General features: G+C 27.4%; 18 protein-coding genes and 1 CRISPR repeat array. Of the genes, 6 read left to right on the forward strand and 12 right to left on the reverse strand.

Annotated elements, in window-relative coordinates; translation table 11 throughout:
* Nucleotides 1-95 precede the first annotated feature (95 nt).
* On the reverse strand, nt 96-1,970 hold the full coding sequence (locus tag OM90_RS09675) for a FapA family protein (protein WP_058486684.1): 1,875 nt from the start codon (nt 1,968-1,970) through the stop codon (nt 96-98).
* 258 nt (nt 1,971-2,228) lie between these two features.
* Here OM90_RS09675 and OM90_RS09680 point away from each other — a divergent pair, with 258 nt between their 5' ends.
* The gene (locus OM90_RS09680) at nt 2,229-2,789 is read left to right on the forward strand and encodes a tyrosine-type recombinase/integrase (RefSeq protein WP_058486685.1); all 561 of its coding nucleotides are present in this window, start codon (nt 2,229-2,231) and stop codon (nt 2,787-2,789) included.
* 198 nt (nt 2,790-2,987) lie between these two features.
* Here the strand turns inward: OM90_RS09680 and OM90_RS09685 are convergent, their stop codons facing one another.
* The 3 genes from OM90_RS09685 to OM90_RS09695 are packed head-to-tail and all read right to left on the reverse strand — an operon-like array spanning nt 2,988 to nt 4,606.
* A complete protein-coding gene (locus OM90_RS09685) occupies nt 2,988-3,848 on the reverse strand; it encodes a GGDEF domain-containing protein (RefSeq protein ID WP_058486686.1) in 861 nt (286 codons plus the stop codon).
* A complete protein-coding gene (locus OM90_RS09690; protein WP_058486687.1) occupies nt 3,845-4,195 on the reverse strand; it encodes a hypothetical protein in 351 nt (116 codons plus the stop codon). The genes OM90_RS09685 and OM90_RS09690 overlap by 4 nt, the downstream gene beginning before the upstream one ends.
* 60 nt (nt 4,196-4,255) lie before the next feature.
* A complete protein-coding gene (locus OM90_RS09695; RefSeq protein WP_058486688.1) occupies nt 4,256-4,606 on the reverse strand; it encodes a DsrE family protein in 351 nt (116 codons plus the stop codon).
* A gap of 309 nt (nt 4,607-4,915) precedes the next feature.
* Between OM90_RS09695 and OM90_RS09700 the strand changes: the two genes are divergently transcribed.
* Nucleotides 4,916-5,161, forward strand: a complete 246-nt coding sequence (locus tag OM90_RS09700; RefSeq protein ID WP_058486689.1) for a TIGR03905 family TSCPD domain-containing protein — start codon at nt 4,916-4,918, stop codon at nt 5,159-5,161.
* 26 nt (nt 5,162-5,187) lie between these two features.
* On the opposite strand, the gene OM90_RS09705 is transcribed toward OM90_RS09700, so the two are convergent.
* The 5 genes from OM90_RS09705 to OM90_RS09725 form a co-directional block, all read right to left on the reverse strand.
* Nucleotides 5,188-6,483, reverse strand: a complete 1,296-nt coding sequence (locus OM90_RS09705) for an alkaline phosphatase family protein (protein ID WP_058486690.1) — start codon at nt 6,481-6,483, stop codon at nt 5,188-5,190.
* 205 nt (nt 6,484-6,688) lie between these two features.
* Nucleotides 6,689-7,339, reverse strand: coding sequence for an amino acid ABC transporter permease (locus tag OM90_RS09710; RefSeq protein WP_058486691.1), 651 nt, complete (start codon nt 7,337-7,339; stop codon nt 6,689-6,691).
* Complete coding sequence (locus tag OM90_RS09715) at nt 7,336-8,064, reverse strand: amino acid ABC transporter permease (RefSeq protein WP_058486692.1); 729 nt, start codon at nt 8,062-8,064, stop codon at nt 7,336-7,338. Before OM90_RS09715 ends, OM90_RS09710 begins: the two co-directional genes overlap by 4 nt.
* Nucleotides 8,064-8,873 carry a transporter substrate-binding domain-containing protein gene (locus OM90_RS09720; RefSeq protein WP_058486693.1) on the reverse strand — a complete coding sequence of 270 codons (810 nt, stop codon included), beginning with the start codon at nt 8,871-8,873 and terminating at the stop codon, nt 8,064-8,066. The genes OM90_RS09715 and OM90_RS09720 overlap by 1 nt, the downstream gene beginning before the upstream one ends.
* Before the next feature lie 21 nt (nt 8,874-8,894).
* Nucleotides 8,895-9,620 carry an amino acid ABC transporter ATP-binding protein gene (locus OM90_RS09725; RefSeq protein ID WP_058486694.1) on the reverse strand — a complete coding sequence of 242 codons (726 nt, stop codon included), beginning with the start codon at nt 9,618-9,620 and terminating at the stop codon, nt 8,895-8,897.
* 324 nt (nt 9,621-9,944) lie between these two features.
* On the opposite strand from OM90_RS09725, the gene OM90_RS09730 reads away from it, so the two are divergent.
* Nucleotides 9,945-11,951, forward strand: coding sequence for a carbohydrate binding domain-containing protein (locus tag OM90_RS09730; protein ID WP_058486695.1), 2,007 nt, complete (start codon nt 9,945-9,947; stop codon nt 11,949-11,951).
* Nucleotides 11,952-12,172: 221 nt separating this feature from the next.
* On the opposite strand, the gene OM90_RS09735 is transcribed toward OM90_RS09730, so the two are convergent.
* Together OM90_RS09735 and OM90_RS09740 are read right to left on the reverse strand one after the other, a co-directional pair.
* Entirely contained in the window at nt 12,173-15,199 is a 3,027-nt protein-coding gene (locus tag OM90_RS09735) for a tetratricopeptide repeat protein (RefSeq protein WP_058486696.1), read from the reverse strand.
* 1 nt (nt 15,200) lies between these two features.
* Entirely contained in the window at nt 15,201-16,901 is a 1,701-nt protein-coding gene (locus tag OM90_RS09740; RefSeq protein WP_058486697.1) for a molecular chaperone HscC, read from the reverse strand.
* A 442-nt stretch (nt 16,902-17,343) separates the two neighbouring features.
* Here OM90_RS09740 and OM90_RS09745 point away from each other — a divergent pair, with 442 nt between their 5' ends.
* From OM90_RS09745 to OM90_RS09755, 3 genes are read left to right on the forward strand one after another with little or no spacing between them, the layout of a single operon-like run.
* On the forward strand, nt 17,344-17,811 hold the full coding sequence (locus tag OM90_RS09745) for a MarR family winged helix-turn-helix transcriptional regulator (RefSeq protein WP_058486698.1): 468 nt from the start codon (nt 17,344-17,346) through the stop codon (nt 17,809-17,811).
* A gap of 15 nt (nt 17,812-17,826) precedes the next feature.
* Nucleotides 17,827-19,563 (forward strand): ABC transporter ATP-binding protein, encoded by a 1,737-nt coding sequence (locus tag OM90_RS09750; protein WP_058486699.1) that lies wholly within the window; start codon nt 17,827-17,829, stop codon nt 19,561-19,563.
* The gene (locus tag OM90_RS09755) at nt 19,563-21,497 is read left to right on the forward strand and encodes an ABC transporter ATP-binding protein (RefSeq protein WP_058486700.1); all 1,935 of its coding nucleotides are present in this window, start codon (nt 19,563-19,565) and stop codon (nt 21,495-21,497) included. Before OM90_RS09750 ends, OM90_RS09755 begins: the two co-directional genes overlap by 1 nt.
* A gap of 85 nt (nt 21,498-21,582) precedes the next feature.
* Here the strand turns inward: OM90_RS09755 and OM90_RS09760 are convergent, their stop codons facing one another.
* Entirely contained in the window at nt 21,583-22,101 is a 519-nt protein-coding gene (locus OM90_RS09760) for an NUDIX domain-containing protein (protein ID WP_058486701.1), read from the reverse strand.
* 684 nt (nt 22,102-22,785) lie between these two features.
* Nucleotides 22,786-23,354: direct repeats of the CRISPR family, unit length 30 nt; unit sequence ATTTCAATTCCTCATAGGTAGGCTAGAAAC.
* The last annotated feature ends 728 nt before the right edge of the window (nt 23,355-24,082 follow it).

The raw sequence follows: 24,082 nt of genomic DNA on the forward strand, positions 1-24,082 counted from the left end.
TAAATTTCGACTAATTTTCAAAAAACATTTAGAATACAAATCATATAAAAATAAAAAGCATTATAGAACATAAATTCTAATAATGCTTTCTATTTTTATATAATTTTTACCTTATCTTTTATGTTAATAATAGTTCCACTATAAAATTTCCCTTGAATTTCTCCTTTTTCATCTAAAATTCTACAATAAGTATGAATTCCCGTACTTGAACCTACTTCCCCCGCTTTTATTCTTTTCCCTGCTACTAATATACCACCCTTTGCACTGCTTGAAAATTTTTTATATATAATTTTATCTTTTGCAAATAAACTTGTCCTATAACTACCTTCTCCAGTTATAATGATATCTCCACAGGATTGAATCATGGAATTTTGTGCATACTGAAAACTTATCTTTGTATCATTTTTATATAAAGTTTGTATAGAATTAATGTATTCAACAACCTCTTTATAAATACTCACTATTTCCATAATATCTTTACCATATAAACCTGTATTTTTAAATAATAATTTTCTAATTCTTTTTAATAAATCAGATATTTTATTAAATTTATCCTTTTCCATTAAAGACATAACTTTGTCTATTTCTTTAATACTTTTTTCTATTATACTTTTATTAATTTTAATAATATCTTGTAAAGCTGGTATATCTATCTTGTTGTTGTTTTTTATATTCTCTAATAATTTTCTAATAATTTTTTCGAAATTTTTTAATTGAGGCAGAATACTGATATATTCTATCACATTAGCTCCTGCTCTAATTTTACATCCTATAACTTTCCCTAGTATTTCTATATCTCCACTTGCAATAATTTCAGAATTATAAGCAGAACCTAAAACTTTAACATCTCTTTTAGATACCACTTTCATATTATCCATAACATTTCCTTTTATAATAACATCACCATGAAAATCAATATCTCCTATTTCTTTATCTAAATTTTTTGAAATTATTAATAATGGAACTACACTAATTACTCCATTTTTAAGTACTGGTCTACCATCTGATATAGCAACAGCTTTTGAACCATTATCTAGTATAACAACTCCTTCTCCTGCCTTTAAGGGTTCATCAGGGAATTCTTTTGCTTTAATCACTTCTCCAGTCACAGTTAAACCATCTTTTCCCTTTTTAGAAGATGAAACTTTATTAGCCAATACATCCCCAATATGTACTATTTGAGTATTTTTGATATAATTTTCTGAATATTTTCCGTCATAATATGAATCTTGTTCTAAATAGTCAAAATAATATTCTATCTGTGCTTTTTCCCCATCTATAGGAGGTATCCCTCTTGCAACAATAACACTGCTATTACCAAAAATATTATCAGACGAATTAATTAATTTATTTATAGCACTATAATTGATAAATTCTAACTTTACTCCAGCATCCTTTAAAGCTTGTATACATTCATCAAAATCTACATTTCTAGGTTCTATTTTTTCATATTCAGAGCAAATTTTTATTCCTACATCTCTTTTTACATCTTTTACATAAAATTTTTTCCCATCTTTTTTATGAATCTTTAATATAGCTTTTAACTTATCCTCAGATAATTCCACAGAAACTTTTGTTACTGGACTAATATGTTTAGGTTTAATTTCTATTATATCTTTTTCTTCCACTATAAATGTTCCTTTTTTCTTAGTTCCATTAATATATATATCTATATTAGGGTCCTCAGCTATTATATAAGGATATCTTCCATTTTCTATAGGATCCCTAACTTTTATAGCTCTATTTCTTATTTCTATCCATCCATTTTTAAATTCTTCATTTTTTTCCTTATCATATTTTTCTTTAGATGTTATAATATCAATTTTATATTTCCCCCTTCTTTTAATTAAACCCCAAAATATATTTATGGGTTTTTTAATAGGAATTATTTTTATATGTTCAGGGCTATAACCATAATTTTTTTGAGCTATAGATATGGCCATTTCTTTACTATATGCTTTCACTAACATACTTAACACCCCTGTGAATTATATTCTTATGGGTTATATATAATATTTATATAAATATTGCTTTTATTTTCAAAATATTTTTTATGTAATAATTTGTTTAAAATGTTACATAATTAAATGGTGTCATATCCCAATTTTATCAACTTTTTAATAATATAAAAAAATAAAATAGAATTTTTTTCTTGATTTTATATGTATTGTTCTATATAATATGTTTATTAATTATTACATTATCACGAAACGAAAGAAGGCAGGAATATGACTGTAGAACCTATTAGAAATAAAATAAAAATAAAACAAATGTATCAATATTTAAATGGAAAAGATTCTAAATATGCTTTATTATTCAAATTCGGCCTTAATACAGGCTTAAGAATTAGTGATATTCTACCTTTAAAAGTTAAAGATATTTTTAATGTTAATGGAAATTTTAAAGAATATTTAGTCATATCAGAAAAAAAAACAGGAAAAGAAAAGAAAATCAAATTAAATAACGCTCTTAGAAAAGCTATTAAAACATATATTAAAAAAAACAATCTTTCACATGAAGATTATATTTTTCCCAGTCGTAAAGGGACACATATTGGTAGGGTACAAGCATATCGAGTTTTAAAGGATGCTGCTAATGTTATTGGAATTGAAAACTTTGGTACACACAGCTTACGTAAAACTTGGGGATACTGGACCTATAAGGAATCTAGATATAATATTGGACTTATAATGGATACTTTTAATCACAGTTCTCAGAGTATAACTCTTAGATATATTGGGATAAATCAAGATCAAAGAGATGAATTATATTCTCTTGTACAATTTTAATTGATTTGATAAAATATTATCAAATAATCTTTTTAATAAAATAATGATTATATAAAACATTATAAATAATGTAACATTTTAAACAAATTGATATGTAAAATCAATAAAATATACATATTTAAATAAAATTTTTATTAAAAAAGCTGCCTACTTTTTTAGTAGACAGCTTTTTTAACTTATAAAATCAAATCTAATATTCTATGCAATTTCATCTATAATTATATCTTTAATTACCATTGATTTATCAACCTTCTTTGCTTTTGTAGAAGCTAAACTTGCACTATTTATTAATTTATTTAGTAAATGTGACATATTTTTTATTTTTCTATTTTTTATTATGCAAAATGTAACTCCTATAGAAGCTGAAACCTGTATATTATTTAAAAATTTATGTATTTTTATACTTTCTATTATTTTTTTAGCAAAAGGTTTAACTTCTTTTATATGATAAGGTGCCACTATTCCAAACTCATCCCCTGCATATCTGCATAAACAAAAGTTAGAGGGAATATTTTGTTTTAATATCTTCGCAACTCCTTGTAATATCTTATCTCCAATAATATGTCCATATTCCTTATCTATAAAACCAAAATTATTTAAATCTATAAACAATATAGATACATATCGTTTTTCTTGTATATATTTATATGCATTAAAAAACATATATTCTTTTCTATATAAGCCTGTAAGCTCATCCATATACTTACCTAATTCTAAATTTAAAGCTCTTCTTGAAATATATCCTATAACTTCATGTTCTTTTTCAACTAAAATTATCTCAATATTTGAATTTGAATCAAATAATTCCTTTACTTCCCACATATATGTATTATACTCAACACATAAATATTTATAGGACATAATATCAGCAGCTATTCTATTAGGATGTGCATCTATTAATTCATCTTTTGTAATTATTCCAACTAATCTATTTTCTTCATAAACAATAAAACATTCTATTCCTTCTTTTTTAAAAATATCTCTAATTCTTGTTCCTCCATATAATACATCAACCTTAATAAAATTTTTTTGTAATATATCAACTACTTTCCTTATCATAAATCTATTGATTTGCTAACATTAATTTCAATATTTATCTTTGCTTTTATAATGGTAGAATCGTTAGCAATATTCCCTCCTTCCTCTAGAAGTATTTGAACTAATTTATCCTTTGATAACATATTTAATATAGTCTTTCTTATAACTATGGCCTCAATATATTTATGTTCAACTTTAATTATTTCATACTGTTCCGGAGATAATATATCTACCATTCTTCTTGCAGCTTCTGGACCTATTGGTGCTTTTTTACCTACTAATAAAACATCTTGCATAGGAGGCATTTCAAATTCTGAAAACTTTATATTTATATCTACCTTTTTAGACCTTTCCTTCTTATTACACATAAATATCACAACCCCAAAAACTTAAAATAATCTAAATAAGTTTATAATAATTTATATATTTTACGGTTTTATATATGCATATCCTTCTTTTTGTCTTTTTATTAGTTCTAATACTCCAGTAGGTACAGTATCTACAAATGTTATTATATCTTCTTTTTTTATCCCATTTCCTCTTAACGAATTATTACAGGCAACAAATTTTACCCCTTTTTTATTCAAATTTTCCATAGTTTTAATATCTATATCTAAATTTGAATTAAAATCATAATATTTAACTGCTTCTGAATTAGCCAAAACCTCAACTGAAATATTTTTAGAATCCAAAGAATTTAATAAATTGCTAACATTTTTCAATAATAAATTCCATTTATTAATTTCATCAATATGAAATATAACTTTATATTCTGACATAATTATATACTCCCTACTTTAAATAATTTTTCGAGTTATTAAAATAATTATGTTGTATTTTTAAACTAATAATATGAATATATTAAAAAATAAAAGAATGGCGTTTAGATACCCATTCTAAAATAAATTAAACATTTGTTTTTAAAAACTTAATATTTCTTATTATTAAGTAATTATAATATCCATAAAAATCTTTGTCAAATTAATTTCGATTAAACTTTATCAATCTTGACAAATTTATAAAAAATATTTATTATATTCGTTAATTATTATATCTTAATATATAAAAACTAAAAGGAGTGGCTAGAAATGTTTGAATATAAAACCAAAGGAGTATGTTCTAGAAAAATAAATTATGATATAAAGGATGGACATATTTATAATGTTGTTTTTACAGGAGGATGTGATGGAAATCTTAAGGGAATTAGTAATCTTGTAGAAGGTATGCCCGTTGAAGAAGCTATAAAAAGATTACAGGGTATTTCCTGTGGAAATAAATCTACTTCTTGCCCTGACCAACTTGCAAGAGCTCTAAAAGAAACTATAATAAATTAGTATAGCCCATATTAGGCTATACTAATTTATTTAATATCAAAAATTTCATCTAAAGCTCTTCCATCACAATTTCTAAAATCAATTCCTAAAATTTTTGCCATAGTAGGAGCTATATCTACCATTTCGATATTTCCTAATTCATAATCTTTTTTTATTCTATCTCCTGAAATAAGAAAACCACATTTGTAATTGGTTTTATCTGGAAAATATCCATGGGTTGCATAGCTTATTCCTTGTTTTTCTAAATCAACTATAATGGGAATTTCTAAATTATCATCAAAACTATACCCTATTTTAGCTTCAACCATATATCTTATATTTTTATTAACCGGAAAATGTTCTAATTCTTTTCTAGTATATATCTTTTCTATCCCATATAAATCATTTTTTAAAGCATTGTTTATAATATCAAAGGCTAATTTTTCAGCTTCTTTATCTTCTGGCTTTGTATATAAATAAGCTGAACCTCCTGTACTTTGAAAATAAGCTCGCCATTTCATTTCCCCATTTTCTTCAAAAATAAGACCTTTTTCTTTTAGAAGATTATTTAAACGCACTTTATACTTTACATCAAATTGTCCATGATCTCCAAATACTATAAAAATTGTATCATCTTTTATCCCTGTTTCCTTAACTGCATTAATTATATCTCCCAATCTTCTATCCATATTTCTTATAGCTTTTTTAACTTCTTTACTCTTTGTCCCATATTTATGTTTTACATCATCTAACTCTATAAAATGAGCTAATAAAAGATTAGGTTTTTTTCTTTTAATGGTATCTGATACACATAATGTTGTAAAATTATCTAAATAAGGCTGTTTAATACCTTTTCTAAAACGTCCAAACTTTCTTTCCATGTTTATACAAAAGAAAGGATTTCCATTTTTTAATACCTTTAAAACTTGATTTTCATTTTTTACAGCAACTACTTCTGGCATATTATATTTTATAGAAGACTTTCCTGTCACAGGCCAAAATATTCCTGCTGTACTCATATTATTTTCTTTTACTAGGTCATAAATGGTAGGAACTTTAACATCTTTTCTTAACCAATACCATACCCTATCTCTTTCATTAATAAAAGGTTGAAATGGATTGTTATGAATAATACCATGTTTATTGGGATAAACTCCTGTAACCACAGTAGAATGTACTACATAAGTAAGAGTAGGATAAACACTTCTTAATTTTTTTGTATATGCTCCATTTTTTATTAATTTGGAAAAATTAGGAAGCTCTTTTGCCTTATCCCAATCTTCTTCTGAAAATGCATCATAAGAAATAACAATTAAATGTTTTGCTATTTTATTTTTTCCCATTTGCTAAATTCACCTTTCATTATAATAAAGTTATAAATGCATTCTTTATAAAAGTTGCCTATATTATTTTATCATAATTTCCTATAGTAATATTAATAATAGGCAAACTTATTTATTTATTGTAAAAAATCTATTAATTGCCTTAAACATTATATTGATTTTTAAAAATCAAAAAGAGCTCTAATAAAGAGCTCTAAAATCTCAACTATTTCCCTTGTAGTGTTAATTTTTCATGTTTTGCCCTAAATATAAGTGATAATAAATAATTTACTATAAAATATATTAGAGCAACAATTATATATATTGTAAACACTTGCATTGGTTTGGAATAGTATCCCATTAAAATCATGCTTTTCCCAGTCACTTCTTCAATTCCTACTGCCCATAAGAAAGAGGTATCTTTTATTACTGTTATAAATTGAGAAAGAAGTGCTGGTATCATATTTTTAAAAGCCTGTGGAAGTATTATATATCTTAAGGTCTGAAATGTATTAAAACCTTGAGATAAAGCCGCCTCCCACTGACCTTTATTTATAGAATTTAATCCCCCTCTTACTATTTCTCCTATTATAGCTGTAGTAAATATAGTAAATGCTAATATCCCTGCATTTACTGCTTTCATTTGAACTACAAATCTAGTAACTAAAATCCATAATAAAAGAGGAGTATTTCTAACTACTTCAATATATATTCCAACTAATTTCCCAAGGATTCCCTTAGATAAACTTTTAATTACTCCTAATATAGTTCCAAAAAAAGTACTTAAAATAATTGATATAAAAGCTATATAAAGAGTTAGGGCAAATCCTTGCAAAAGAAATTTAATATTAACAGGAGTAATCACTTCTTTTATCATGCCGTTGCCTCCTTGTCACAACCAATATTCATTTCTTCATCTTCTGTACGGTTAATATTATTAAAATTAACTTTTTCAAGTCTTTTAGCTAATGTAGCTAACGGCAAGCAAATAATAAGATATAGTAATCCTGTCAAAACATAAGCTGGGCCATAATATAACTTTTCATTAGCCCAAGAATCTGTTCTATACATTAAATCTCCACCAGCAATCATGGCTAAAACTGAAGTATTTTTAACTAAATTAACAGCTTGATTAGTTAATGGTGGTAACATAACTATTCTAGCCTGAGGGAGTATAATATATCTCATCGCCTCCCAATAATTAAATCCTTGAGATAGGGCTGCTTCTAACTGACCCTTATTTATAGACATTATCCCAGCCCTAACTACCTCTGCTATATAAGCTCCATGATATATTCCTACAGCAAGTACACCTATTGTTTTTACTGGTAATACTATATTTGCTATTAAAGGTAATCCATTATATAAAAATATCGCTTGTATTACTAAAGGTGTATTTTGTATAAATTCAACATATACTCTACTAATAAATTTAAAAATTTTAATCTTTGAAACTGATAGTACACCAAAAAATATTCCAAGAATTAATGCTAATGCTAATCCCAAGATTGATACAGTTAATGTAGTTAAAAAACCATCTTTAAATATAGCCCAATCTTTAAATAAAGCTTCCCATTTAAACCACGCAAACGGTCCTGTCATTATTGAAGCCCCCATTTCTCCTTTAGCTTATCTAATTCTCCATTTGATTTTAATTCTTTTATAGTGTCATCAATAATTTTTGCAAGGGCTGTATTATCTTTTTTACTAGCTATACCATAATCTTGTGGTGCAAATTTATCAGGTAATATTTCTGTACTATCACTTACATATCCAGATAAAATAGATCCATCAACTGAAAAACAATCTACTCTTCCAGAAGTTAAAGCCGCATTTATTTCTGGATAACTAGCAAATTCAGCAAATTCTACTGTTATACCTAATTTATCCGCTTCTTCTTGCAATGCTGTTTTTGAAGTAGCACTTTGGGCAACTCCTATCGTTTTACCATCTAAATCTTTAAATGATTTGATTCCAGAATCTTTTTTAACAAGTAACCCAACTGCATCTGTATAATATGATTCTGAGAAATTATAACTTTTCTTTCTTTCTTCAGTTATAGTAAATGTAGCCACTACCATATCTACTTCTCCACTATCTAATAATGGACCTCTAGTTTTAGCAGTTACTGCTTGAAGTTCTATCTTATTTTCATCTCCTAATATTTTTTTAGCTATAGCCTTAGCTATATCAACTTCAAATCCTTCTATCTCACCAGTTTCAGGATTCTTGTATCCAAAATTTGGAACATCGACTTTTACTCCAACTTTTAATACTCCTCTATCTTTTATAGCTTGTACTTCATCACTAGAATTTTGCTCGGAACTTGTTTTTTCTTCAGATGAACATCCTGTTAATCCTGCAAATATTACTGATAAAATAATCATTAAAATAATTGAGATTTTCTTCATTTTTATTCCCCCTTTAAAATTTTATCTTAATATTTTACTTAAAAATAATTTTGTTCTTTCATGAGTTGGATTTGTAAAAAAATGTTCTGGAGTTCCCTCTTCTATGATTTCTCCTTCATCCATAAAAATAACTCTATCTGCTACTTCACGAGCAAACCCCATCTCATGAGTAACTACAACCATGGTTATATTCTCATGTGATAATCCAACCATAACATCTAAAACTTCTTGTATCATCTCTGGGTCTAAGGCCGATGTAGGTTCATCAAATAGTATTACTTTAGGATGCATATTTAATGCTCTAGCTATAGCAACCCTTTGTTGCTGTCCTCCTGATAACTGTGCTGGATATGCATTAGCCTTATGTTTTAATCCAACCTTATCAAGATATTCCATAGCAGTTTTTTCTGTTTCACTCTTAGGTATTCCCTGAATCTTTATAGGTGCTAAAGTTAGATTTTCCAAAACTGTCTTATGGGGATATAAATTAAATCCTTGAAACACCATAGCAACTGATTGCCTTACTTTGGTAATAGGCGCTTTTTTAGCCGTTAAATCTACTCCATCAACTATAATTTTTCCTGATGAAGGTTCTTCTAAATAGTTCATACATCTTATCAAAGTACTTTTCCCCGAACCACTAGGGCCTATAACTACTAACTTTTCACCTGATTTAACTTCTAAATTTATATTTTTTAGTACATGGAGTTTCCCAAAGTGTTTATTTACATTTTGTAAAGTAATCAATATAGCTACCCTCCTTTTTATTAGTTTCAATAAATATAAAAAGGAGTCGAATACCTCTAATAAGATAATCCGACTCCTTTGTCTAGCATTAAATATATTTTATTTTATTTAAAATTTGCTTATAAAATACCATATTTAATAATATATTTCAAGTTTCGCAGAAAAAATATTTATAATAACTTTTTTATTTTTTAATATGAACAAAACTTTTATATGTTTAAAACTATAAAAGATACATACTTAATCTAAAATTTGGTGCCTTTTATTTTATTTATAATTTTATATATGATGTTTATATAAAATATTATGAATGGGGGGATTTTTTTGGAAAATAATAAAAAATTAATTTTATTTTTCTTAAGTTTTATAATTTTGTTAGCTTTTAATTGTCTAAGTATAGGTGCAAATGCTCAATCAATTGAATTATATGAAGAAACAAATTGTAATGATGAACAATTTAAAAATTCTACTCAAACAACTCAAGCTGATGATTGGACTCTAGTATGGGCAGACGAATTTGACGGAACAGGAGAAAATATAAATGAAAATGGTATTGACTTAAGTAAATGGGGATTTCAAGAAGGAACTGGAGAACAATATGGTCTTGTAGGATGGGGAAATAATGAACAGCAGTATTATCGCAAAGAAAATGCTTTTATAGAAGATGGTAAACTCATTATAGAAGCAAGAAAAGAAGATTTTAATGGAATGAATTATACATCTAGTAGATTATTTACTGCAAATACATTTACAAAAAAATATGGCAGATTTGAAGCAAGAATAAAACTTCCTGAAGGTCAAGGATTTTGGCCAGCTTTTTGGTTATTACCAAAGGAAGAAGCATACGGTGGATGGGCAGCTTCCGGAGAAATAGATATTATGGAAGTAAAAGGAAGAATTCCTAATGAAGTTATGGGAACTATCCATTATGGAGGTTCTTGGCCTAATAATGTATACAATGGAGGTAAATATGTTTTCCCTGATAATCAGGATATAACTGATTTTCACGAATATGCTATAGAATGGGAACCTGGAGAAATTCGATGGTATGTAGACGATAACCTATATCTTACATTAAATAATTGGTATAGTGAAAATGAAAACAACGCTGCTAAATATTCATTCCCAGCACCTTTTAATCAAGAATTTTATATTATTCTTAATCTTGCTATTGGCGGAAACTTTGATGGAGGTCTACTACCACCTGATGATTTATTTCCAGCAAGAATGGAAGTAGACTATGTTAGAGTTTATGAACTTACTGGTAGAGAATATAAAAAAACAATAGAACCAACAATTCAAAAAGAAGAATTACCAGAAGATAGTAAATTACCTTTAGAAGATGGTAACTGGATATATGATGTAAATTATGAACAATCCTTTACTATTGTTGATGATAATGCCAAACCATTAGATGATAAATATTGGAACTTAGTATATGCACCTGAATTTGGAGGAAAAGCTAGTATTTCAGTAGATAAATTAGATAATTCTAATTTTGCTAAAATTGATATACAAAATGGTGGTAATCAAAATTATTCCGTGCAATTAATACAAAATGTAACATTAGGTAAAGGAAGAATATATAAATTAAGTTTTGACGCAAAAGCTTCATCTCCTAGGTCTATAAATGTTAAACTAGGGTCTGGAGCAGATAGAGGTTGGATGTTATATTCTAAAGATAAAAAAATATCATTAACTGATGAACTTAAAACCTATGAATTAATTTTTATGATGGATAAAGATACTGATACAAAAGCTAGACTTGAATTTAATCTTGGCTTAGATACAAATTCAGTTTGGATTGGAAATGTTAATTTAAAAGAAGTAGATTATTTATTTGATGAAGAAGCCTTAAAAGAACCTTTACCAGATGGAAATCACATTTATAATGGTACTTTTGACCAAGGATATATTCACAGTATGACCTTCTGGGATTTTATATCAAATAATTCAAAGGCTAATGCTAGTGTAGATGATGATTATAAATTAAAAGTATCAATTGAAAATACAGGTAATAATCCTGATAGTATCAAAATGATACAAAAAGGAATAGAATTAAAAAATGATATCGAGTACAAAGTTATATTTGATGCATACTCAACTATTGACAGACCTATAAAAATTGAAATAGAAAATTCTAATTCTGATAAATATTTGGATGAAATAGTAAACTTATCTCAACAAATTAAAACATATGAACTTACATTTACAATGCCTAAAGACGATATAGTAACTTTTGAATTTTTAATGGGTAAATTTGCAGAAATCACTGATACTAAACCTCACGATATCTATATAGATAATGTAAAATTAATCAAAATCAACTAATTTTTAAAAGTCCTTTTTGCTTGAATTAATTATAATTAAATGCTAATCTAAAGGTATTAAATCTATCCTAGGAGGACTTATTTTGAAAAAAGTAATTGCTATTAATAGCAGCATTAGTAGATTATTTTATAAAATGCTTTATAAAAAAGTCGTTCCCGTACAACATTAATATACAAAGCAATGGGCTGTCTCAGAATGATTTTTGAGATAGCCCATTTATTTTACATAAATCTCAATATAATTTTTATAAGCCTAAATAATAACACAAAACCAACACCGCCAAATATTTCTCCTTTATGTAAATTAAATAATGCACCTATTTTAGCTCCTCTAAATATTTTTTTCCTATCAGGATTTTCTTTTCTAATTTCATCTATTAGGTCTAAAACTTTTTTATATTGTTTTTTAGCCTTTAAACATTTTATTTTAAATATCATAAATATCTCAGACTGCTTAGTTACTTTCATTTTATTTAATTCTAATTGTCTATCACAAATTTTTTCTGCTTCATCCATTTTATTCAAATTGTAAAATATTAAAACTTGATTTCGATGTAAAAAAAACATATTAGGGTCTAATTCTAATCCTTTTTCTATATATTTATTAGCTTCTTCATAATTTTTAAGCTTAGAAAGTGCAACACCTAAATCATTATAATAATACGCCTCTTTAGGGTTATGCTCAATAGCTTTTTTGTATGTATTAACTGCTTCTTCATATTGCTTACTCTTTAGTAAACACCATGCTTTTAATGCATAAAACTTATCTAAATAATTTTCTTTTTTAACTCGTTTTGAATTTATTGGGTTTTGTATTTCCTCTAACACTTTTTTATATTTTCGTGCACTGACTAAAAACTGATATTTAAAAAATAACATCTCAGGGTCTTCACTATCTATTTCTAATCCTTTTTGTAACAATTTTTTTGCTTCATATGTTTTACCTAAATTAATTAAAGCTTTTACTTTCTTTCCATATGCTTTTGCTGAATTCGTATCTATTTCTAAGGCTTTATCACATTCTTCCATAGCTTTTTCATATTCTTCAAGCTCTATTAATGCATCGCTCTTTGATATATATGCATCTACCATAACAGAATCTCTATCTATAGCCTTATCAAAATATTCTATAGCTTCTTCGTATTTTTGTAATTTTTTCAACTCTTCTCCTAGCAAATAGTAATATGATGCCTTTTTTTCATTTTGTGGCTTATATTCTATAGCTTTTTTATATGCTGCAATAGAATCTTCAATTTTTCCTAAACAAGATAAAATTTTCCCCTTTAACTCATAAAATTCATCTAACATGCTATTATAATTAATATTCATTGCTTTTTCTAATTCTTTTAAAGCTTCTTCCTCTTCATCTTGTTGATATAAAGTTAATGCTTTATAATAATATGCTTTTATAAATCTTTTATCTTTTTCTATAGACTGTTCAAAATAATATAATGCTTCTTTATAATTCCCTTCACTATAATAACATAATCCTTTTAAAAAATAAGCAAGTTGATTATTATTATCCTTTTCTAAAGCTCTATCACAATATTGTAAAGCTTTTTTATATTCGTCCTTTTTATATGAAATATTTGCTCTTTCACACTCTAAGTTTGCATCACTTAATCCTAATTCTATAGCTTCTTTATATACATTAAGAGCATTCTCATATTGATTTACCTTAGAAAAAAGTTTCATTTTTATAACATATATATCAGACACATAAGGATACAACTCAAGCCCTTTATCACAATTTATTAAACATTCTTCATATAATCCTAAACCTAATAAAGCTTCTGCTTTATTTTTGTATGGAAGAACATTATTAGAATTAAGTTCTAAAGCCTTATTAGCACAATCAAGAGCTTCACTATATCTTCCTAATTTATTTAATATATACGCTTTATTGTTATAAACTATAAATTCATCATCTTTTATTTGTATAGCTTTATCATAGTAAGAAAGCGCTTCTTCATATTTACCAAGTTCTTTTGCAATATATCCTTTATAAAAATTAAGATCATAATCTTCTGGAAATAACTCTAAACCTTCCAAAATCATTGAATAAGCTAATTCTTTTTTATCTAATTCTGATAATACTTTACAAAGTAATACATATATCTTACTATCCTTTTTATTAGTTTCTTGTAACTTTTTTAAAACCTCGTAACTTTCTTCATATTTATTTGTTTTAAAATACATTTCTGCCAATTTATATTGAAAATCTAAGTCATCAGAATTTTCTTCTGCCTTATTAAGAAGTTCTTCTAAAAAGAAATTATACGCAGAATAAAGTGATACAAAAACCTCTCTACTATATGGCAACTTTTCTCTTAATTTTGTCAAATACTCAATAGCTTCTTCATATTTCTCAAGACTCATACAACACTTACCTAAATTAAATAATAATTCTATAACTTCTGAGTCTATTGAACTAGCCTTTTTATAATCATTATAAGCTTCATTAAGTTTTCCTATCTTCAAAAACAAATTTCCTCTAAATAAATATCCATCAAAACTATTTTCATCATCTTCTATAACTTGGGTAAACAAATCCTTTGCTTTATCTACTTTACCATTTTCCATGAAATATCTACCAATTAAAATCAATAAATTTGGGTGATCGGGACAAAGTTTTTTAGCTTCATCAATATATAACTTAGCATTATACATATCACTATCATCTAATGCACTTCGTCCATTATGATAACTTTTAATAAAATCATCTTGCTTATTATCCGCACAATTTAATAGATATTTATAGTTAAAAGTATCTTTTTGTTCCGATTTATATAAAATAAAATCAATAAATTTTTCAGGAAAATTTTTATATAATTCCTCTTTTATTTCACTCCAAAGAAAATAAGTATTAAAAGCTTTCCATACTTCATGGGGCAGATTATAGTGTTCCATAAGAAATTCTAATATTCTAAATTTTACTTCCTCACTAGTATCTATATTATAACAAACATCTTCTTCTAATAATCTTTCCCATGTACTAACATCTATTCTTTTTGCATAATTATTATAATTCTCTTCAAACTGCTTCATAAATTTGTCTACTGGTGATAGTGTGTTATCTTCTTGACTTTCTTGTGCTTTTTTTATAGCCTCTTCATAAGCCTTTCTTAAAATTTGAAATCCTTCTTGATCCTTTTCTGGCGAACATTCCTTAAGCTTTTTTGCATAAGCTCTTTTTATTTCTTTTAAATCTTTTGTAGGATCAATATTTAAAACTTCAAAACAATCCATACTAAAATTCTCCTTTTATATCAATAGAATCAAATGTTTGTTTAACTAATTCTCTAGTTTTTTGTATTAATCTAGGATCTTGTTTATCTAAAACATCCTCAAACTCCCTTAAAATTTCCCCTATTTGTTTTCTGATTTCTCCAGTATTTTCTTCATATAGCCTTTCTCCTCTAGCTATAAGAAGTTTATTTTCCTGCTGATCTCTAGGATGTATCTTTAAATGAGCTAATTTTTCAATACAACTTGCAATTTCTTCTTTACTCATATGATTAGGCTCATTTTCAATAATAGTTCTTTTCTTTAATCCCGTAGATACCACTGTAACTTCTACTTCTAATATTCCATTAACATCATATGTAAACCTTACATCTATAGCTTCTTCTCCTGCTGGTTTTGGTGGAACAGGAACATTTATCTCTCCAAGATAGATATTATCCTTAGATAACCTAGCCTCTCCTTGTAATATATCTACATTTATACTGCTTTGATTATCATATGTAGTACATAACCTTTCCACCCTACTAACAGGAATAATAGTGTTTCTCTCAATTATTGGGAAAAAATGTCCCGGCTCATAATACCCTTGAGCTCTTCTAACTGAAACACTTGTCCCTAGAGTATATGGGCAAACATCAGTTAATATAACTTCATCAATTTGAGCATTTTTCCCTTTAAGAGCACCTTGCACTCCTGCTCCAAGGGCAACTACTTCATCAGGATTAATATTTACATAAGCAAGTCTTCCAAATAATTTACTTACAAAAGAACGAATAAGTGTAGATTTAGTAGCTCCACCTACTAAAATAATATGTTTTATATCCCCTATTTTTAAAGAGGCATCCTTTAAAGCTCTTTCTACTGGTTCTCTTAATCTTGCAAGCAAATGTTTTGTAGCTTTTTCATATTCTTCTATATCTACATCTAAAGATAAATCTGAACCATTAATTTTAGATGTAATCGTTACAACTTTATTATTGTTAAATTCTCTTTTTGCTATTTCTGCTTGCTTTCTTAACATAGAATATTCTTTCTTATCTAAATCCTTTACCGAAAGATTATGATGTTTTAGAAATAAAGAAACTAATACTTGTGTAAAATCTTCTCCTCCTAAATAATTATCACCTGCTACTGCTCTAACTTCCATTACATTATCAAATAACTCTAATATAGAAACATCAAAAGTTCCTCCACCTAAATCAAATACTAAAATTTTTGTATCTTCATCCTTTAGATGAAGTCCATAAGCAAGAGCTGCCGCTGTTGGCTCACTTATTAATCTCTCAACCTTTAATCCTACCATTTCCCCCGCTCTTTTAGTTGCTTTTCTCTGGGCATCACTAAAATATGCAGGAACACTAATTACAGCCTCATTTACAGTAGTTCCTAAATAATGCTCTGCATCTTCTTTTAAAGACTTTATAATAAGTGCTGATAATTCTTCTGGTAAAAATTCCTTTTCGCCTAATTTATATATTTTTTTAGTCCCCATATTTCTTTTAAATACTGAAGCTGTTAATTCTGGGTGGGTAATCTGCCTTTCTTTAGCAATCTTACCTACTAAAACTTCCCCATTTTCATCAATACTTACTACCGAAGGAGTAAGATTTTCTCCTAAAGAATTAGGAATTATTTTAGCACCATCTTCCGTCCAGTAAGACACTAAACTATTAGTTGTACCTAAATCAATCCCTATTATAGCCATTATATTTCCCCCATTAATTTTATATAATTATAAATTTTTTTATAATCTAATAACAAAATATATATTTATAAAAATTATCTCAAATTTAAATTTAAAATGCAAATAAACATATTTTTTACAAATTATTGTTTTAAATATGATACTATAATTAGAAAATTTAATCAATAATAAAAATAATTAATAATATACATATACTGATTGTTAATATTAAGTCGATTTTCTATTTTACAAATAAGTCGTTATTTAATAACAGTTTACAATTTTATATATTATAAAATCGACAAATTTTCATTAAAACATAAGAATACACTAATTAAATTTGTTTAAAAATATTCCTTGACATTTATATAAAATTAATATTATAGTATTAATAGTTAACTAGCTAATAATTAATATGCTAATAATTAATATGATAACTTAATATCGGTAAGGGGGTGTAAAAATGGAAGATTGCTCTGAAAATAAACAGATTATAAGAGAAACAATCCGTCAAATAATAGATTTTAAAATAAAACACAGAAAAATTATGCAGCATTATTTGCAAAAAACAGGAGTTTATCATTCTCAACATCGCTTGTTAATGGAAATTGCTCGTAATAAATATGCTTCTCAAAAAGACCTTGCTAAATTAATGGGAGTATCAACAGCAACCATAGCTGTATCTCTAAAAAAACTTCAAAAAAATGGATATATAAATAAATTAATAGATAAGAATGATAATAGATTAAATAATATTACTATTACCAAAAAAGGTAATGAAATTGTAAAACAGAGCAAACAAATCGTTGACTCAATAGATGAAAAGCTATTTTCTGGTTTTAAAAAAGAAGATATATATACCCTATTTACATTATTTCAAAAACTAAATGCTAATCTCGATATGATAGAAGATGAAATAGATGATAAATAATAAAGGAGAATTTCTATGAAACAATATCTAAAATACGCTAAACCTTATTTGCACGCCTTTATAATAGGACCAATCCTTATAATTATTGAAAGCATAGGCGAAGTAATCATGCCTCTTTTATTAAGCCACATCATAGATTATGGCGTAAATTATAATAAAAGCGTTTCTTATATAATCCTTGTAGGTATTGCAATGGTATTTACGGCAATATGTATGTTAGCAGGAGGGGTTGGCGGTGCTTATTTTGCTATCAAGGCCTCCTCAGGATTTGCAAATGACTTAAGAAAAGATTTATTTAAAAAAATACAAAACTTCTCTTTTTCTAATATTGACCAATACAGCACAGGATCCCTAATTACAAGATTAACTAATGATGTCACTATGATTCAAAATATGCTTCAGATGATGTTAAGAATGGCACTAAGAGCACCAAGTATGTTTATAGGTGCAATTATCATGGCATTTATATTAAATTGGAAATTAGCATTAGTTATAATGACTATAATTCCTTTTTTAGTACTTGCCATATATTTAATCATTAAAATAGGATTCCCACGATTTACAGCTATGCAAAAAAAATTAGACGCACTTAATACTGTTACTCAAGAAAATCTTACTAATATAAGAGTTGTAAAATCTTTTGTCAGAGAAAAATATGAAGAAAGTAAATTTAAAAAAGCAAATATAGAATTAAAAGACAAAACATTACATGCAATGAAAGTAGTTATATTTACCCTACCAGTTATTACATTAGCAATGAATATTACAACCTTAGCTGTTGTATGGTTTGGAGGTAGGCAGGTTATTATAGGCAGTATGACAGCTGGAGTTTTAACTGCTTTTGTAAACTATGTTGTTAGAATTTTAATGGCATTAATGATGATGTCAATGGTTATCTTAAACAGTTCTAGAGCCTTAGCTTCCCTAAAACGTATTAATGAAGTATTCAACACAGAAATCGACCTATCTGATAAAACTGCTTCTAGAAAAGATAAAATAATACAACAAGGAAAAGTTGAATTTAAAAATGTTTACTTTAAATATTACAAAAACAATAAAAAATGGGTTCTTGAAAATATTAATCTAGTAATAAATCCTGGAGAAGTAGTGGGTATTATAGGTTCAACAGGAAGTGGAAAGTCAAGTCTTATACAGCTAATACCACGATTATATGATGTAGATAAGGGAGAAGTTCTAGTTGATGATATAAATGTAAAAGAATACTCTCTAAAAAATCTTCGTGATGGAGTTGGTATAGTACTTCAAAAAAATGTTTTATTCTCAGGAACAATTAAAGAAAACATCAAATGGGGTAATGAAAATGCTGATGACAATACGGTATATAAATTTGCAGAATATGCTCAAGCCCATGGATTTGTCTCTTCCTTTAAACATGGATATGAAACAGAACTTGGACAGGGCGGTGTAAATGTTTCCGGCGGTCAAAAACAAAGATTAAGTATAGCTAGAACAATTTTAAAAAGACCCAAAATTCTTATCCTAGACGACAGCACCAGTGCAGTTGACACAGCAACTGAAAGAAAAATAAGAGAAAATTTAAGAACTGAATTAAAAGATATGACAAAAATTATTATTGCCCAAAGAATTTCATCTGTAATCGATGCAGATAAAATTGTAGTAATAGATGATGGAAAAATTGTAGGATTAGGTAAACATTCAGAACTTATAAACAGTTGTGAAACTTATAAAGAAATATACTATTCACAGATGGACAAGGAGGTTACTGCATAATGAGCTCTATTAGCGAAGAAAGAAAAAAAGTATTACTACGCAGATATGGTAATCAAAATATAAATTCAGCAAAAAACAAAACAGCCGAAATACTAAGACCAAGAGGCATGGGTCCTGGTCCTAGAGGACCTAAAGCTATGCAAAGTGGAAAACCTAAAAATGTATATGCAGTAATCCGCAGACTACTTAGTTATATTGGAAAAGATAAAATAAAAATTCCTTTTGTTTTTATATGTGTAATACTAAGTTCTTTAGCTGCCTTAGGGGGAAGCTATCTTTTACGCCCTATTATAAACAACCTAGTGTATGAAGGGAAAACTGCAGAAGAAAAATTAATAAGTCTTATACTAGGACTACTCACTATGGCAGGAATCTACCTTGTCGGTGTATTATGCACTTATCTTCAACAGCGAATAATGGTTAAAATATCCCAAAATTCACTAGTTAATATTAGAAAAGAATTATTTAGTAAAATCCAAAAACTTCCCATAAAATTTCATGATACCCATACCCATGGAGAAATCATGAGCCGTTTTACCAATGACCTTGATTCCGTAGGACAAATGCTCAATAACTCATTACCACAGATATTTTCTGGTATTATGACTCTTATTGGTACAGTAATCTTAATGTTTGTAACCAATTGGATTTTAGCCCTTGTACTAATTTTAACAATCCCCATTTTAATTTATGCTGGCAGCACTATAGGTAAAAAAAGTAGAAAATATTATAAAGAACAGCAACAAGCCTTAGGAGCAGTTAATGGATATATCGAAGAAAATATTTCAGGGTTAAAAGTAGTTAAAGTATTTTGTCATGAAGAAACTGCAGTAGAAGAATTCTCCTTTTTAAGCGACTTTTTACGCAGTAAACAGCTTAAAGCTCAATTTTTTGGTGGTATAATGGGTCCTGTTATGGGAAACTTAAGCCAAATAATTTATGCATTAATTGCCACTGTGGGCGGAATTTTATGCTTAGTAGCAAATTTTGATATAGGTGGTCTTGCAATATTTACTAATTACGCAAGACAATTTGCAAGACCTATAAGCGAATTATCCATGCAAATGAATACCATTTTTGCAGCATTAGCAGGAGCAGAAAGAGTATTTGAAATAATAGATGAACAATCTGAAAGAAAAGATCCAAATAATGCAGTAGAAATTTGTGCAAAAACAAATATCAAAAAAGAAGCTAAACTAGTAAAAGGTGAAGTAGTACTTAAAAATGTAACCTTTGGTTATACTTCCGATAGCATAGTCCTAAAAAATATAAATGTAGTAGCTAAGCCGGGACAAAAAATTGCTTTTGTAGGTTCTACTGGTGCAGGTAAAACAACCATAACTAACTTAATTAATAGATTTTATGAAATACAAAAAGGTGAAATACTAATTGATGGTATCAATATCAAAAACATAAAAAAAGATTCCTTAAGAAGTAATATTGCCATGGTATTACAAGATACCCATCTCTTTTCTGGAACTGTAAAAGAAAATATTCGTTATGGACGTCTTGACGCAACAGATGAAGAAGTAATAGAAGCAGCTAAAATAGCAAATGCTCATTCTTTTATAGAAAGACTACCTAATGGATATGATACAGTATTAGAAGGAGATGGAGCAAATCTTAGTCAAGGACAGCGTCAGCTTTTAAATATTGCAAGAGCTGCTATCTCTAAAGCTCCTATTCTAATATTAGATGAAGCCACTAGCTCAGTTGATACTAGAACAGAAAAACATATCCAAGAAGGACTAGAAAAACTAATGCAAGACAGGACTACATTTGTAATCGCCCATAGATTATCCACTGTACGAAACTCTGATTTAATAATAGTACTAGAACAAGGCGAAATCATAGAACAAGGAAATCATAAAGAACTTCTTGATATGAAAGGCAGATATTATCAACTATATACAGGTGCTGTTGAACTAGACTAAAAAATATAAATGCACTTATGAAATAAATTTTCTCAAATATTATCCACATTACAAAATGTAAAGAGAAAATTTGTTCACAAGTGCATTACTTTTCCCACATTTCTATTAATTTTGAAATCACATCTGTTTCCCTTCTAACCCAAGAATTGATATCCTTATTATTCTTTAAGCACTGTAAATTGTTTTCTAAGGCATCCTCTAATGCTATAAATATTGGTTGAAACTCTTGCTCAGCCTCATATGTATCAAGTTTTTGTTTAACTACTTCTTTATAATCTAAATCACATAATATATAAATAGATTCCATTTCAAAAATGGTTTCAGGTTCATATTGGTCAAGTCTCCTTTCAAAAACTTTACCTAAAACCTTCCCTATGAACTTTAACTTAAAGCCTGTTTCCTCCTCTATTTCTCTTTTTAAAGCCTGTTCTATAGACTCATTTTTCTTAATCCCACCACCTGGGAATTTATAATCTCCCTTGTTTGTGTTAATTAATAATATCTTTCCATCCTTTTTAATAATCCCTTTTACCGCTATACGCCTTGTGATTTTAAAATTAGAATCAAAATTATCTTCATCAGATATATAAGTAATTGAAAACATTTTTAATTCTTCTCCTCTATTCCTATGAAAAAATTATATTAATTAAAAAATATTAGGTTTTTCAGAACTATTTTTTAATTTTAAAATATTTTAAACATAAATTATGTTATTCGTCAATATAGTAAAAGCTATCATATATTTATTTATAAATTTTATAATTCAAAGTTATAATATTAATTAAACTACTATAAACTTTAATTTTTAAGTATAATATTATGATATTTTATTTTTATTATTATAAAATTTACATTTAAAAAACTGAGCCAGTAATTCTGCTCAGTTATATCTTTATTAAACTATCTCATCTCCTAAAATCCCTACAAACTGCCTATCTAATACAAATCTATTTTTATTCCATTTTAAAATATTTTGAATAAATCCTAGGAAATCTGCATTATATCTTCCCGCTATCCTTTGAAAAGATAATAATTCATATACCCTATCAGCATCAAAATCTACGGGATATAATCCACTTAAGGGATTTACAAATTAAGTTATTCCTCCACTTCCTCCTGAAGTAATACTAATCAAAATATCATATACTCCATTCCCTATCAGCTATTCTATCTCCTGTCACATCTCCTCTTATAAAAGAAACAACTTTCTTCATCCTCGCATCTCCTATAATCAGTGGTTGTGAATATTATATTCACTTTATTTAAAAATCGTTCTATAGAGGATGTATCTTCAATTCCTTATAGGTAGGCTAGAAACTTTAGGGTTTGATATTCATGTGATTAAAGCATTACTTAAGTTTCAATTCCTCATAGGTAGGCTAGAAACGCGGAAAATGCAAGAAATAGAAATGATATGATATATATATTTCAATTCCTCATAGGTAGGCTAGAAACCAAGTTACTCTATCGATTTATCTGAATTTGGCGGGAATTTCAATTCCTCATAGGTAGGCTAGAAACCTTTTCTTATGTCCCCGGTGAAGATTTAGAGGATATATTTCAATTCCTCATAGGTAGGCTAGAAACTGGCAAATTATCGAAAAAAATAATAACGATTTAATTGTATTTCAATTCCTCATAGGTAGGCTAGAAACTGGGGAATATAAAGGCAGTGCGTTGCCTACAACAATTATATTTCAATTCCTCATAGGTAGGCTAGAAACAAAGTCGACTTATTTTTTTATGATAGGATTGCCTACATTTCAATTCCTCATAGGTAGGCTAGAAACCTTATTCCTAGGATTGTCTACAAATTCTTTTAGTAGGATTTCAATTCCTCATAGGTAGGCTAGAAACCCATTGGGTTGCTGTATTTATCGCTACTTTATATTTTCTACGTCTTTTTAAAAATTCCTTCTTTTTTTATGTATTTTTTTATAAAATGCTTATTTTTCGGGGGTTGTGGGCTAAATTAAATTGTCGTCGATCCCCCGGGGTTTTTCCCTACTGGAGGTCGACGACTTTTTTAGTTTTATAAATCCATCTTTATTCCATTATTTTTAAGTCAGTTTTTTCTATCTCTATAACCTATATTATGAATACTACAAACGTCCTCTAATGTTATAAATAAAATTTATTTTTTTATTTATTTAAGAACATAGGGAGAATATTTAAAAGCGTTCTATTCCCTAGAGATCCTTCCATAAATGGAATAGGTGTTTCTACATCTAATAGTTTAATTGCTATTATAATATTTGATTTATCTAAGCGTTAGCCCCATCAAACATGCAGCTTTTTAAAATTCTATTAGGTAAAACATTTGTATCCACAAGAAATTTATAGTTTGTTTTTTTAAATCTATTTCTTTTTTATTATTAAACGATTTAAAATTACTTAAAATTATTTTTGATAACATACATATCATCCTTTTAATTAAATTATACCATTATTTAGAATTAATTCATTCTATTTAGTATAGCCAATCAAAATTTTTTCATTATCAATTGTGCAAATTAAATTAATATACATATAACATTAATCTATTTTTCTATATATATTAATATTGCGATTTATTGGTTTTATTG

It is taken from the genome of Defluviitalea phaphyphila, from assembly GCF_001466305.1.
In the GTDB taxonomy this organism is placed as follows: domain Bacteria; phylum Bacillota; class Clostridia; order Lachnospirales; family Defluviitaleaceae; genus Defluviitalea_A; species Defluviitalea_A phaphyphila.